General features: G+C 46.9%; 12 protein-coding genes. 7 read left to right on the forward strand and 5 right to left on the reverse strand.

The window, feature by feature from the left end:
* Positions 1 to 79: 79 nt before the first annotated feature.
* The 5 genes from Q0090_RS01330 to Q0090_RS01350 form a co-directional block, all read right to left on the reverse strand.
* Positions 80 to 1,423 (reverse strand): TolC family protein, encoded by a 1,344-nt coding sequence (locus Q0090_RS01330; RefSeq protein ID WP_297946723.1) that lies wholly within the window; start codon positions 1,421 to 1,423, stop codon positions 80 to 82.
* 516 nt (positions 1,424 to 1,939) lie between these two features.
* On the reverse strand, positions 1,940 to 2,686 hold the full coding sequence (locus tag Q0090_RS01335; protein WP_297946725.1) for a Bax inhibitor-1/YccA family protein: 747 nt from the start codon (positions 2,684 to 2,686) through the stop codon (positions 1,940 to 1,942).
* 23 nt (positions 2,687 to 2,709) lie between these two features.
* Entirely contained in the window at positions 2,710 to 4,560 is a 1,851-nt protein-coding gene (glmS, locus tag Q0090_RS01340; RefSeq protein ID WP_297946726.1) for a glutamine--fructose-6-phosphate transaminase (isomerizing), read from the reverse strand.
* Positions 4,561 to 4,838: 278 nt separating this feature from the next.
* Entirely contained in the window at positions 4,839 to 5,588 is a 750-nt protein-coding gene (locus Q0090_RS01345) for a C40 family peptidase (RefSeq protein WP_297946728.1), read from the reverse strand.
* 10 nt (positions 5,589 to 5,598) lie between these two features.
* The gene (locus Q0090_RS01350) at positions 5,599 to 6,513 is read right to left on the reverse strand and encodes a ribonuclease Z (RefSeq protein ID WP_297946731.1); all 915 of its coding nucleotides are present in this window, start codon (positions 6,511 to 6,513) and stop codon (positions 5,599 to 5,601) included.
* A 239-nt stretch (positions 6,514 to 6,752) separates the two neighbouring features.
* Here Q0090_RS01350 and cas3 point away from each other — a divergent pair, with 239 nt between their 5' ends.
* The 7 genes from cas3 to cas2 are packed head-to-tail and all read left to right on the forward strand — an operon-like array spanning position 6,753 to position 14,553.
* Positions 6,753 to 9,041 carry a CRISPR-associated helicase Cas3' gene (gene cas3, locus Q0090_RS01355; RefSeq protein ID WP_297946733.1) on the forward strand — a complete coding sequence of 763 codons (2,289 nt, stop codon included), beginning with the start codon at positions 6,753 to 6,755 and terminating at the stop codon, positions 9,039 to 9,041.
* A gap of 19 nt (positions 9,042 to 9,060) precedes the next feature.
* On the forward strand, positions 9,061 to 9,741 hold the full coding sequence (cas5c, locus tag Q0090_RS01360) for a type I-C CRISPR-associated protein Cas5c (RefSeq protein ID WP_297946735.1): 681 nt from the start codon (positions 9,061 to 9,063) through the stop codon (positions 9,739 to 9,741).
* The gene (cas8c, locus tag Q0090_RS01365) at positions 9,738 to 11,624 is read left to right on the forward strand and encodes a type I-C CRISPR-associated protein Cas8c/Csd1 (RefSeq protein ID WP_297946737.1); all 1,887 of its coding nucleotides are present in this window, start codon (positions 9,738 to 9,740) and stop codon (positions 11,622 to 11,624) included. Before cas5c ends, cas8c begins: the two co-directional genes overlap by 4 nt.
* A 34-nt stretch (positions 11,625 to 11,658) precedes the next feature.
* A complete protein-coding gene (gene cas7c, locus Q0090_RS01370; protein WP_297946739.1) occupies positions 11,659 to 12,528 on the forward strand; it encodes a type I-C CRISPR-associated protein Cas7/Csd2 in 870 nt (289 codons plus the stop codon).
* Between the two features lie 9 nt (positions 12,529 to 12,537).
* Positions 12,538 to 13,212 carry a CRISPR-associated protein Cas4 gene (gene cas4, locus Q0090_RS01375; RefSeq protein ID WP_297946741.1) on the forward strand — a complete coding sequence of 225 codons (675 nt, stop codon included), beginning with the start codon at positions 12,538 to 12,540 and terminating at the stop codon, positions 13,210 to 13,212.
* Between the two features lie 10 nt (positions 13,213 to 13,222).
* Complete coding sequence (gene cas1c / locus Q0090_RS01380) at positions 13,223 to 14,251, forward strand: type I-C CRISPR-associated endonuclease Cas1c (protein WP_297946743.1); 1,029 nt, start codon at positions 13,223 to 13,225, stop codon at positions 14,249 to 14,251.
* Positions 14,252 to 14,262: 11 nt separating this feature from the next.
* A complete protein-coding gene (gene cas2 / locus Q0090_RS01385; RefSeq protein WP_297946745.1) occupies positions 14,263 to 14,553 on the forward strand; it encodes a CRISPR-associated endonuclease Cas2 in 291 nt (96 codons plus the stop codon).
* Positions 14,554 to 14,911: the final 358 nt, after the last annotated feature.

Below are 14,911 nucleotides of genomic sequence, written 5' to 3' on the forward strand. Positions count from 1 at the left end.
TGTTAAGAAATGTTATGCCGCTACTTATCAACAACTTAGAAGCAAATCTTTCTTGGCGCAACGAGGATAAAAACCCCCATTAGCGCCCGTATAGAGCCAAAACTCCAGCCTTGTAGACGAAGTCGTATTGTGCGGCCAGAGCTTCTCGCTGTGCCAAAATCCATCGCTCCTCAGCCTGCTCCAATTCGTAGGCCGAGGTTTTTCCTTCGATAAACTGCGTTCTCGCAAACTGCGAAACCCGCTCAGCACTCTGTGCAGCCAGAATTGCTGATGAAATTTTGCGTTCAGCAGCAACAACATTGGCATGCGCCTTGAAAATTTCTTTGTACAACCCCAGATCGGCATCGATCTTATCAAGTTGTGCGGAATGCAGATCTATTTTCGCCCGACGCACAGCCTGAGCGGTATTTAAGGCATCGAAGATTGGCAAAGAGACCGAGAAGCCCACATAGAAGCGGCCATTCTCTCGGAGCTGATCCCCAAAAGACTTATTAGTCTGCTGCAACACTCGAAAGTAGCCATTGCCATATCCGGCATTGACACTGAGGGTAGGGATATATCCTGAACGAGCGGAACGAACTTTCTCTTCGGCAGCAGCGACTCCGAAATCAGCGGCTTTGAGGTCGGGTCGGTGGGCTAAAGCATAACGATAAATAGCCTCCGGCGGCAGCAAATCTGCGCGCGCATTCTGAACAAGGAGAGTGAGATCCGGAGCCACTACTTGTATCGGAGCCTCTCCATAATACTCAACACAGACAGAGAGATCGACCCGCGTCATGGCGCACAAACGCTCAGCCTCGTAGAGAGAACCTCGCTCCGTCTCGACCAGCGTAGCCAATTCGTCTAATTTACTTGCGGGATACTTCCCTTCCTTTACAAGGGAGACAGCCTGTCCCTGCAAGGCCTCCAAACCCGATAGATGCTGCTGAATTGCCTGAACAACGCTCTGCTCCAACAGATATTTATAGAAGAAACCCATCACTCGCAACTCAGCTCGCTCGCGGAGGGTTGCCAGCAGGGCATCACTATTCTGCTCCTCCAAACGAGCCGTCTTTACCATACGAGGTCGTCGCAATCCCGAAAAAAGTTCGTAGGAAGCCACAAGGTCAAAAGAGGTATTTGCACTTGACCTAGGACCGAAGGCTCCCGTATTATCTTGACTTCTTCCGTACTCCCACTCCTCTCGAATTGAGACCTGTACCTTGGGCAAATAGAGGCTCCTTGCCGCATCATAAGAGACACGCCGCTGAGCACTGTCCACCTTTTGTCGCCCCACATTACTATCAAAAAACACTCCTCGCTCTACACACTCTTGATAGGTCATAGGGCGATGGAGCGACTCATAAATCGTCTCCAGTTGTTGTGCCATAGCCCCCCATGCTAGACCGATGGCAAGGACTAAGACAAGAATGCACTTACGCATAATCTATTTGCATATTAGAGAGATACTTAATAAAACCGAAGCACAAAGATACTACATAAACTAGACTTTCTCAAATAAGGAAAGCCGCCCCCTCCAACAGACCCAAACAAGCGATAAAGAAGAGACAAGCCCCTAAACCTATAGGGAGAGAGGAGAGCCGGGCCCCTGACAGCCCCACCTCCTCAAGAAAGGGAGCTGCCAAGGAGAGACTTAGAATCGGAGCTATTCTTTCCTCGAAAAGAGCTGAATCAACGTAATAAAGAGGTTGATAACATCAAGATAGAGGTAGAAGGCGGACTGCAATCATACCAAAAGGGGAAAATCCCTGACCGGTCCCATTGGGACGAAACATAGAGAACAAATTTCCTAACATAATACGTGCTTTTCTATTGGTTTAAATAGGTTGTATTTTACATGCGAAGCTGATTCTAAGATAGGTATAGAAGAAAAGGGAACTTATCGCCTCCGGCCTTGGGCTCTCCACAGAGGCAGAAGGCGATAAGGATATGGTTTATGTTATCGTCTATTGCCGCCCAACAGACGAAGAACAAAGAGGAATATATTGATGAAGTCTAGGTATAACTCCAAAGAACCCAAGAGGGCGATTTTATGCATTCCCTCTTCTGATACAAGACCATTATTCTCCACAAGTAGACGACGGATCTTCTGTGTATCGTACACCGTAAGAATGGCAAATAGGACAACCCCCACAAGGGAAATAATCCACTCCATTGTCGATGAATGCAAAAACAGATTGACCACCGAGGCAATGATGATACCGATGAGCGCCATCATAAGGATACTCCCCCACGAGGAGAGATCTCGCTTGGTTACCGTGCCTATAATAGCCATCACGGCGAACATTCCTGCCGATATGACAAAAGACATCGCAATGGAGGAGTACGTATAGACAACAAAGATCACACTCAGTGTCATCCCATTAAGCACCGAATAGATCGCCATCATCAGCACTGCCGTTGGGAAGGAGATCTTATGAATTGCAGCTGAAAGCCCCATAACAAGACCGAGCTCAGCGATAAAAAGCCCCCACATGAGCCAGCGATTCATAAGGATGGTCATCATCAACGATTCGGAGCTATAAACGAGGAATGCCGTAAGAGCGGTTAGCCCAAGAGCCCCAGCCATCCAATAAAAGACCTTGGTAAAAAGTTTGGCAACGTCCGCAGTCTCTACGACCACTTCCGGCGCCGAAGAAACCACATCCTCACGATAAGGAGGAGGGGTCAGATTCTGATTGTCCATAAATTTTCTATTCTATATCTTGATTATTCTACTGTTACCGACTTTGCCAAATTGCGAGGTTGATCCACATCCTTCCCCTTGCACACGGCAATATAATAGGAAAGAAGTTGCAAGGGCACCACGGTGAGGAGGGGCTCCAATTCGGGGGCAATCTCCGGTATCTCTATCACATAGTCCACCATCTTAGCCACCTGAGCATCACCCTCATTTACGATAGCAATGATTCTCCCTTTTCGTGCCTTTATCTCCTGAATATTGCTCACCACCTTCTCGTAAATCTTATCACGAGTGGCAATTACCACTATGGGCATTTCTTCATCAATCAAGGCAATAGGGCCATGCTTCATCTCTGCGGCAGGATACCCCTCGGCATGGATATAGGAGATTTCCTTGAGTTTGAGTGCTCCCTCTAAAGCCACGGGATAATTAATTCCTCGCCCTAGATAGATAAAATTATGGGCATACGTGAAGCGCGTAGAGAGCTGCTCAATACGCTCCTTCTGCTCAAAAATCTTTTCTATTCTCTCGGGGAGGATGAGCAAATCGTCAATGATTTTCGTATAACGCTCCGGCTCTAGAGATCCATTTTCGCGTCCGAGACAAAGAGCTAGGAGGGCAAGCACAGTGACCTGCCCCGTAAAAGCTTTGGTAGAAGCAACACCAATCTCGGGACCTACGTGGATGTACGTACCAGAGTCTGTAGCACGTGCAATAGACGACCCTACCGAATTACAGATACCATAGATAAAAGCCCCCTTCTCTTTGGCCAGCTGAATGGCGGCAAGAGTATCCGCAGTCTCCCCCGACTGAGACATGGCGATAACCACATCCGAAGGACGAATGATAGGATTGCGATAGCGGAATTCCGAAGAATACTCCACCTCTACAGGGATGCGTGCCAGGCTCTCGATAAGTTGCTTACCAATGAGGGCAGCATGCCAAGAGGTTCCACACCCCACGATAATAATACGCTCAGCCGAGAGGAGACGCTCACGATGATCTACCATGGCAGATAGGATCACTTCTTTAAGCTCTGTATTCACCCGACCCCTCATACAATCGCCTAGCACTCGAGGCTGATCGAGTATCTCTTTGATCATAAAGTGGGGATATCCCTCCTTCTCAATCATCCCGAGATCCATCGTGACATTGCTAATCTTAGGCTCTATCACTTGGTTCGAAAGCGTTTCCATATAGGGGGCCTTACCGGGGACAAGCTCCACAACATCGCCATCCTCTACAAATATGACATTGCGTGTGTACTCAATCATGGGAGAGGGGTCCGATGCCAAAAAGAACTCCTGATTATCATTTCCAACCCCTATTGCCAACGGGCTGCTTTTGCGAGTAGCAACAAGGCACTGAGGTTCGTTTTTATCAATTACGGCAATGGCATAGGCTCCGATCACGCTACCCAAAGCCTTCTGTACGGCACGGAAGAGCGAGAGGTTATACTTCTTCTTAGTATACTCTATCAGTTGCACCAACACCTCCGTATCCGTGTCACTTTGGAAGGTGTAGCCCTCGGACTCAAGAGCCCGTTTAAGCTCTCTATAATTCTCTATAATACCATTGTGCACGATGGCAATTTCACCACTCTCTGAATAGTGAGGATGGGCATTTCGCTCCGAAGGCTCGCCATGCGTAGCCCAGCGAGTGTGAGCAATCCCGAGAGATCCACTCAAGTCCTTACCCTGAGCACTACTCTCCAGATTAATCACTTTTCCCTTTGTTTTGCATACAACAATATCTCCCGAGGCGTGCTGCAACGCAACCCCGGCACTGTCGTACCCTCTATACTCTAGGCGCTTTAATCCTTTTATCAGGATAGGGAATGCTTCTCTACTCCCCGTATATCCTACAATTCCGCACATATGTACGTGTTTTTCTTTCTTAATTATTGTTCACAGGTAGGCCAACTTTCGTTACCACCTCGTCTTGCGAAAGTACAACAAAAATCCGAATCTACGCGACTTAATCCGGCCACAAATACAACCCTTTGCCGCACTCCCCCTTTAGCTCGAAGCCAACCTTTTCCATTCCATCAAGGGCACAAACGTAAAATGACAACAAAAAAGAATCCTCCGAGCTAGCCAGTGTAGCATCGGAGGACTCTCTTTATAAGAAGGTCTTTTTCCTGAGGATTTGGACTTTACTCTTCTACGCAACCAAAGACAGAGGTGCTAAAGAGATTAGGGGCTTGCCAAGCAATCGCTTGAGCAGGGACGGGAAGGAGACGCTCTTGTGCCTTTTCCTCTTCTTCTCTGTAGGCTGCCGAATAGGTACGCTCTAGATAGGGGATACGTCCGGCACAGAGGTAGCGAGACGAGAAATAAGCACTCGACTCTAAGTCTTCTTGCACAATGCCTCGAGAATTGGTGCTATGCATCATCGTAATGTGAGAGCCTTGCACCTTAACCACGAGAGCAACATGCCCAATACGATCACTCCGCCTATTGTGCCCCTTAAAGAAGAGAAGATCGCCCGGACGGGGGTTCTGTACCGTTCTGGTAACCTTGGCAAGGTCTGCAGAAGAGCCCCTCAGATTGATGCCGAAACAAGAATAGAGATAGCGCACATAACCCGAGCAGTCCAGCGCCCAAGGCAAAGAGCCACGATAGCGATAGGGTTTCCCCAAGAACTTACGACCTAGCGTAATAAGGTCTTGTACAAGATCACCCGTAGGAGCGACCTCATGTACTGCATAGGCAGGGCAGTCGGGGTGAGCGAGCAACTTGCCGTTAGCATCGTAGACAGCGACTGCGTCATCCAAAGAGAACGAAGAGCGCGAAGCTCTCGCCTTTGCCCCACATGAGGAGCAAATAGAAGTAAGCGCAACAAGCACAAAGAGGATATAGCCTCTCCGCACCCAGCGACATACAGCATTTTGTAGGTTAATCATACATTTCTTATTATAAATGAATAATCAACCCCTCTTGGGCGGCTGTTGTATTTGGGAAAACACGACGTGCTTCGTCCAAGAGGGGAGTTACATCGGTGTATCTAGAAGAATAATGCCCAATCAGAAGTTGTTTCACTTCCGCTTTAAGGGCTATGGTGGCTGCCTGTTGCGCCGTACTGTGCGCCGTGGCAGCAAGGCGCGCACGCAAATCCTCGCCAAAAGTAGCCTCATGGTAGAGGAGATCAACCCCACGCACTTGTTCTATCAAATTGGGGAAATACTCCGTATCGCTACAATAGGCATAGCGGCGAGGGATGCGCCCCGGTTTGGTTAGTCTGTTGTTGGGAATGATGCTACCATCTTGTGCCGTATAAGACTCCCCGAGTAAAATAGCAGGGTAGCAAGAGCGAGGAACTTGGTAAAAATCCACAGCAGGCTTATCCAAATGACGAGTAGCACACCGCTCCTCAAAGAGGAAACCCATAGTGGGGATGCGATGACTCAGAGGGAGAGAACGAACACACAGCGAGGGATCTTCGTGTATCACCTCACTCTTGCGATAGTCGTGCTCGTGCGTAATAATCTCGTAACTGCACTCGGCGAGGAAACTCTTGCGGTGCGCATCAACATACTCCGTAAGGCCCTCCGGTCCGTGGATGTGCAGCTCGCCCGTCCTCCCAAGCATAGAGAGGGTAGAGAGCAATCCGGGCAAGCCAAAACAATGGTCGCCGTGGAGATGAGAAATAAAAATCGTGTGAATACGGCCGAAGTGGAGACCTTGCCGGCGAATCTGGAGCTGAGTACCTTCGCCGCAGTCGACCAAGTAGACCTTACCTCTAAGGGTAAGTGCCTGAGCAGAAGGGTTGTGCTTTGTAGTCGGGAGAGCCGAACCACATCCCAATATATGTACCGATAGGGTCTCCATGGGACACAAAGATAGAATTTTTACGCGGGAACTTTCCTTTTCTGAGCCTACGGGGCAAAAGTCGCACATTTTGCAGGGCACAGTGCAACATTTCCCTGCTTGATTTTCTTTTCAAAATCAGCCTATATATCCCCGCAAAACCACCCTATTCTTTTTTATTTTACAAGCTGAAAAAGGGATTTTTTTGACTACATTTGTATATCCTATTTAGGGCGAATTTTTAGATTATTAAGTACAACATGGTGGACTCACTTGGCTTTATCGCGCATGTGGACATGGAGGGGAAGATACAACCCCTAGGGAATCATGCTGAAGAGGTAGCTCGAAGATGTAGTGAATTTTGTACCCAAATAGATAAAGACTGGGGCAATGTAGGCACTCTTCTAGGGCTACTCCACGACCATGGGAAATACCAAAAGAGCTTCCAAAGGTATATACGACACTCCTCAGGGCTAGCGGATCAGGGACCTGCCCGAGCCCCACACAGTATGGCCGGAGCCATCCATGCACACTCGCTATTCGAAGATAGGAACAAGACCCTTGCCCAAATTCTCGCTTATTGTATTGGAGGACACCATCGGGGACTATACGATAGTGCCGAATTAGAGAATGCGCTCAAGACTGCAGACAATAAGGCCTATTACCAAGACATGCTACGAAACGCACCCCAAGCAGCCACTGACTTGGAGAAAAGGATTGCTCAGCTAGGGACACTCCCCAATATCATGGAGATCGAAGAGGAAGACAGACCTTTTTTCGTACGAATGCTCTTCTCGGCTCTGATAGATGCAGACCACCTTGATACCGAGGCCTTCATGAACAAAGAAAAAGCCCTACTAAGGAATGAATCTAAAAAAATAGATGTCTCATGGAGCACATTAAGAGATAGACTTAAAGAAAAGACTGATAGCTTTGCCAAAGACTCTCCGCTCAACCATACACGAGCAGAGTTCCTACAAAAATGCAGAATCCATGGGAGTTCTCACGATCCTAGCATCTATTCTCTATTCCTCCCCACCGGAGGAGGGAAGACTTTATCTTCCATGGCATGGGCTCTTGAATCGGCAATACGCAATGATTCATCACGGATTATCTATGTCATTCCCTATACCTCTATCATCACCCAAACAGCCGAAATATTCAAACAAATTTTTGGAGAAGAGTATGTATTAGAGCACCACAGCGAGTTGGATATGGGAGACAACGAAGAGTATGATAGATGGAAACTACTCACAGAAAATTGGGATGCCCCGATCATCATTACCACCAATGTACAAATGTTCGAATCCCTCTATGCTAGCCGAACAAGTCGTTGCCGCAAACTGCATAACATCTGCAATTCGGTGATCGTCTTCGATGAAGTACAGATGTTTCCATCCGCACTCCTCAATCCGATGCTTCGAGCTATCGAAAGCCTCTCGCTCTGTTTCAATGCCAATATACTTCTCTGTACCGCAACGCAGCCGGTGTTTACGCAATCATTCGAGGTGGCAGGGAGAGAATCGAGCAACTTCTATTCCATACAAATTGAGATAGAAGATGTTGTACCCTACAACAAAGAGCTATTCTCGGCTTTCGAACGAGTGCGGTACCATACATTTAAAGAGAGAAAAGAGATAGCCACCCTAGCCAAAGAGTTGCACCAACAACGTACTGTACTATGTATCACCAATACACGAGCTGATGCGGGGAAACTATATGACGAAGTAGTTGCACTAGGACGCAATAAAGAGGAGATTGTCCACCTCTCTCGCATGATGTGCTCGTTACATATCCGTAAACAAATCGCTTACATAAGGGAACGCCTATCGGCGGGGCTCCCTATAGTCGTTATCAGCACACAGCTTATCGAAGCCGGTGTTGATATAGACTTCCCCGTTGTTTACCGGGCTCATAGCGGACTAGACAGCATTATCCAAGCAGGAGGTCGGTGCAATCGAGAGGGACGACTAAGCTCAGGAGATGTATATGTTTTCGACCTTGAGGACGGGAGTAAGCCCTGGGGAGAAGCCAAGCAAGGGCAACAAGCCTCTACCTTTATCTATAAGAAGATCAAAGACGATGTTCTCAACCCAAACGACCCCGAGCTCATTCGCCAATACTATTTAGAGTACTACGGCAATCAAGTCAATAGCTTCGACAAAAGACATATTGAGGATTACCTATGGAGCTACCAGGCCAATCGCGATCTAGAATGGGACTTTGAGACAGCAAGTAAGAAGTTCCGTCTCATCGAAAACGAGGACATTACAGACATATACGTGCCATACGGACAAGAGGGAGAAGAGCTGATCTCTAAGCTATCCCAGAGGGTCCTGCTCAATCGAAAAGAGTTTCGCATCCTACAAAAGCTCCGAGTAGGAGTTCGAAAAAAGGATTTTGAAACATTACATAGTCAGGGCGTGCTAAAAGAAGTTCGGTTAGGACAGCTTCCTATTTGGGTGCTAACTTATGGGTATCCTTGCTATGACGAAGCAAGAGGGCTCAAGTGCGAAGATATTTGGACAGACGAAATCGTTATAATATAAACCCATATAAACCAAGTATATGGAATACACAGATAAAGAATATTGTTTAGAATTACGGGGCGACTTTGCCTGCTTCACACGCCCCGAGATGAAGGTAGAACGTGTAAGCTACGACGTTATTACGCCATCGGCGGCACGCAATATCTTCCAAGCTATCTTCTGGAAGCCGGCCATACGATGGGAGATAACTCGTATCGAAGTACTCAACCCAATCAAGCGTTTTTCCATCCGACGTAACGAAGTGGCAAGTGCCATGAGTCCCAGGGCTTCTCACCTTCTGATCGAAGAGCATCGAACGCAAAAGACTGCTTACATCCTACGGGATGTGGCTTACCGCGTCTTTGCTAAACTGGTCTTCATCCCCATTCGGGATCGAACCGAGGAGCAGAAAGCAAAGGTTACCGATCCAGAGCATGAAAATCCGATGAAGTACCAGCAAATCTTTGAGCGAAGAGCCGAGCAGGGACAGTGCTTTACACAACCCTACCTAGGATGTAGAGAATTCTCCTGCTCCTTTGAGTGGATCCCCAATGCCCCCTACGGGCAAGGCATCCCCGAGAGTCGCAACTTAGGATATATGCTATACGACCTCGACTTTGCAGGCAACCCTCGATCTCCCCAACCGATGTTTTTCGAAGCAATAATGGAGCATGGCGTTATTTCTATTCCCAAACCTTTAAGCGACAAAATACTACGATGATACTACAAGCTCTATATCAATACTACCAGCAGATGCATGCTGTGGGTGCCGATATTGCCCCTCCCGGGATGGAGAAGAAGGCAATTCCCTTTATCATAGAACTGACTCCTGAGGGTGAGGTTATACAGGTCACAGAAACCATGGACTCTGAAAATAAGAAGGGAAAGACCTTTCTCGTATCTCGATCAGCAACCCGATCTGGCAAAAATGCCTTCCAAGTAGCCCAAGTCATGTGGGATCATCTCGGCTATGTGCTCGGAGTATCCAAAGATGGCACTGAGAAGGAAGAACAGGTCGCTCCAATGCAAAATGAATCCTTTATCAAAAAAGTTGATGAACTAAGGGAGCTATATCCGGAGAACCCTCACATCGCTGCCGTAGCTCGGTTTTACCATGATGGTCATGCCCTTCGCCTAATCGAAGATGAAACTATCATAAAGGACATTCAAAAAACGACGGGAGCCAATATAAGTTTTCGAGTCCGAGACTTAGAAGATGACCGACTCGTAGCCTCTATTCAAGATGTACAGTCTTATATGAATAGAGCTGCTGAGTCTAAAGACACAGACAATAGTAATACTAGTGTATGCCTTGTAACGGGAGAAAAATCTACGATAGCTCGCCTTCACCCCTCGGTCAAATTGGCCGGAGCACAAGCAACAGCCTCTCTTATCAGCTTCCAGAAATCTTCAGGATTTGACTCCTACGGCAAGGAGCAAGGCTTTAATGCCCCCATCTCTGGTCACGCTGCAGAATCCATTGCAACCGCCCTCAACAATCTACTTGCAAAGGACAAGAACACAAATTATAGAGTAGGAGACACAGCCTTTGTATTCTGGAGCAATTTGGCGGACGAAAACCTCCTCTCGAGCTATCGTACGGCCACATTCAACGGCATATCCAGCTCGTCTGAAGAGGAAGAAGAGAACCTAGATTTAGAAAATCCGGAGGAAGAAAAATCGAAAAAAAGCCGCAGAAAAAAGAAAAACATCCCCTCCACCATTGTCCCAGACAGAGAGAGCTATAGAGTATTACAGACTCTCAAGGCGGCTTGTGGATACAACGGTGGAAAAGTACATGAAGACAATGGTCGCTTCTATATACTAGGATTAGCTCCCAATGCCGCACGTATATCTATCAAACTATGGGCAGAAGGCAGCATCCCCGAGATTGTCGGGAACACCTTACGACATCAGTATGATATGAATATCATATCAGAAAAGGGCAATGTAGATGCAGAGACTCCACCCCTGCGCTCTATCTATCAAATTGTGAAGACAGTCTCTTCTTCGGATAAATCAGACAAATGGTCTTCTAATCTTATCCAAAGTATCGTCGAAAGCATTGTGGAGAATAAGCCCTACCCACAAAGCCTACAACAAGCCTGCTTAGAGCGAATAAGAAGAGGCAATCGCATCACAGAGCTACGAGCTGCAATCCTAAAAGCATATATAAATAGAAAGAAACAACAAGAATACATTACTATGTCACTTGACCCTAATCAAACAAACAAGGCTTACTTAGCCGGCAGATTATTTGCCCTATTCGAAAGCATCCAGCAATGTGCTCTCGGAGGGAATCTGAACAGAACTATTCGAGATGCTTACTATGGCACCGCCTCTACTACTCCCCGCACCATATTTGGTCGCCTTGATGCTCTGTCTAAAGTACATCTATCGAAACTAAGAAAAGAAAAGCCCGGATTGGCTATTCTCAAAGAGAAACAACTGGAAGAGATTTATAATCTAATCCCCGGGGGAGCACCCGAAATGCCAACACATTTCTCTCTAGACGATCAAAGCATCTTTGCAGTGGGTTATTATCATCAACGAGTAGAGGCTTGGCGCAAAAAAGAAGAAACAGAAGACCATTTAGAAGAGTAATCTCAAATCAACAACAATCGAAATAACAATAGATATGGAAAAGACAGCAGTAAACAACAGATACGACTTCGTTTACCTTTTTGATGTATGTGATGGCAACCCCAATGGAGACCCCGATGCAGGGAACATGCCTCGAATAGACCCCGAGACCGGGCATGGACTTGTAACAGATGTATGTCTCAAACGAAAGGTACGCAACTATGTAGAGATTGCTACAAGCACTAATCCATCAAACGATGGTACAAATAAAATCTTCATCAGAGAAGGAGCCGTCTTAAACAACATCATAGGAGAAGAGTTCGAAGCCACTGGCAAAAACACCAAAGAGGCAGCTCGGGCACGTATGTGTGCAAACTATTACGACGTACGCACCTTTGGTGCCGTAATGTCTACAGGTGATAAGGAAAAGAATGCCGGACAAGTACGAGGAGCCGTTCAGTTCACTTTTGCCCGTTCGATTAGCCCCATTGTTGCAAGCGAACATACCATTACTCGTATGGCAGTAGCAACAGAGGAGGAAGCAAAAAAACAAAAGGGAGACAATAGGACAATGGGAAGAAAATCAACAGTCCCCTATGCACTCTATCGCGCCCACGGCTTCATCTCGGCTCATTTGGCCAATGAAACAGGATTTAGTGAAGAGGATCTCGAACTTCTTTGGCAAGCTCTAGAAAAAATGTTTGACTTCGACCGATCAGCATCTCATGGACTTATGGCTGCCAGACGTTTGATCATCTTTAAGCATGACTCAGCCCTAGGCAATGCTCCTTCTCACAAGCTATTGGAGTGTGTACAAGTAAAGCAACGAGATTGCTCTACCCCGGCTCGCAGTTTCTCAGATTTTGAAGTCGTGATAGAACGTGACAAATTACCTCAAGGCGTTGAGCTTATAGAAAGGTTCTAATTCGACGGCATGTCCACAACACGCTACACAGAAGACGAGATGCTGATGCTTTCGGGCATTCAGCATTTCGCTTTCTGTCCCCGGCAGTGGTGGCTTATCCATGTTGATCAGGCATGGGCAGAAAATCGCCTTACAGCCCTGGGGCAACAAATGCACCAGCGTGTCAATGATCCCAATGAGAGCGAACGTCGGGGGGCAACTATTACGCTTCGAGCGATGCCCATCGCCTCTACCACCCTTGGGCTGTATGGAGTGGCTGATGCTGTAGAACTCAGACCGGCCTCTTCAGAAGAAGGATTTACTCATCCTCGCTACCCTGGGTATTGGCAACCTACCCCCATAGAGTACAAAAGGGGCGCTCCCAAGCGATACACAAGGGCAGATCAATTACAACTTTGCGCAGAAGCAATCTGCCTAGAGGAGATGTATGGAGTAAGCATCACTTTCGGCTATCTCTTTTATGGAGAAACGAGACATCGATCCGAAATAGAATTGACCTCAGACCTCCGAGCAGAAACAGCTGAGATCGCAAGGCAAATGCACGAATCCTTTTCTCAAGGGATGGCAATTGCCCCACTTCCAATCACGGCATGTCGCAACTGTTCTCTCCAAGACTTGTGTCTCCCACAGGTAACACAATGTCCCTCCGTCTCCGATTATTTCAAGAAACACAGAATCTTCTAAAAACAACCTTATGCGCAAACTTCTGAATACTCTCTATGTATTAAGCCCCAACGCATATTTACAAAAGGATGGAGAAAATGTGGTGGTACGCATTGATGACCAAGAGAGCTTTCGCATCCCAATCATCAACTTAGAGTCTATTATCAGTTTCTCGTACCTCGGAGCCTCTCCCGGGTTGATGAATTTGTGCACTCGTTGTGGTGTTACACTTTCTTTTCACACTCCCCGAGGACAGTATATTGGGAGTCTGGAGGGAGAGGTACGTGGCAATGTATTGCTCCGGCGCACTCAGTTCAGATATGCCGATGATGAAGTAATGTCTTCCCATTATGCTGCAGCATTCATTGCCGGAAAGATTGCCAATCAGAGATCTGTTTTGGCTCGATTTCTACGAGATCACCGCCCCGAAGATAGTGTTTCTATTCGGCTACAAGAGGTTATAACTCAACTCAAGATTCTAATCCAAACACTCTCTCGACGTAGCTCAAGAGCTCAAGTTATGGGTGTAGAGGGAACCGCTGCCCAACTTTACTTTGGTGTATTTCAGCATTTGATTCTCAATAAAGAATTCTCTTTTAATGGACGAAGCAAGCGCCCTCCCAAAGACGCTACAAACACGCTCCTATCTCTATTCTACACTATGCTCTCACACGATGTTCGCTCTGCTCTCAACTCTGTCGGACTAGACCCCTATGTGGGATTCTTGCACACAGATCGACCGGGACGTCCAAGCCTTGCATTAGATGTAATGGAAGAGTTGAGAGCTTATATGGTAGATCGATTTGTCTTATCCATAGTTAATAAAAGACAGGTTCGCCCGTCTGACTTTATAGAATATGGAGAAGAAGAGATCAGACTAAAAGATGAGACTCGTAAAGATCTTATAGGACTTTGGCAAAAGCGCAAAAAAGAAGAAATAACCCACCCCTATCTCAACGAGCGCATCCCTCTAGGATTGCTCCCTTATACACAGGCAATGCTATTAGCACGGGCTGTTCGTGGCGAGTTAGAAGATTATCCCGTATTCCTTATCCAATAGCCTTACTCTATATGTATGTACTAGTAACCTATGATGTACAAACATCCGATCCTCAAGGAGCTAAACGCCTTAGAAAAGTTGCTCGTATTTGTAAGAATTATGGACAACGAGTGCAAAACTCGGTTTTTGAATGCCTTGTAACTCCGGCTCAAATGGTCTCGTTAGAGCAAGAACTCTCCTCCAATATAGATCACACCTCCGATAGTTTGCGCATCTATCAACTCGGATCAAACTATAAACGTAACATTAAAATGATTGGCAAAGAAACCTCCTTCGACCTTGAAGGAGAGTTGTTGATATAGCAACTGCGAACCTCATGCTATCAGCAAAATCCTCTATTATTCGCAACTCTTGATCCTCAGGATTATAATATATTACCGAGCATTATTCGGGTACTCTCCTTTTTGTAGTACATTTGCTCTCGCAAAAATGGAGCTATAGCGCCTCTATTTTTCGAGCCTATAGCCTCCGCCGTCGCACCCTTTAGGGGTGCGTGAATTGAAACCCGGGCGTCATCTCCTCTAGGAGGTCGACGACCGTCGCACCCTTTAGGGGTGCGTGAATTGAAACTTATTTCGTTACCTTGACTTTCGATGATGATAAGTCGCACCCTTTAGGGGTGCGTGAATTGAAACACACCGCAGGAGCAGTTTCGAGCGA

It is taken from the genome of uncultured Porphyromonas sp., from assembly GCF_938023125.1.
In the GTDB taxonomy this organism is placed as follows: Bacteria; Bacteroidota; Bacteroidia; order Bacteroidales; family Porphyromonadaceae; genus Porphyromonas.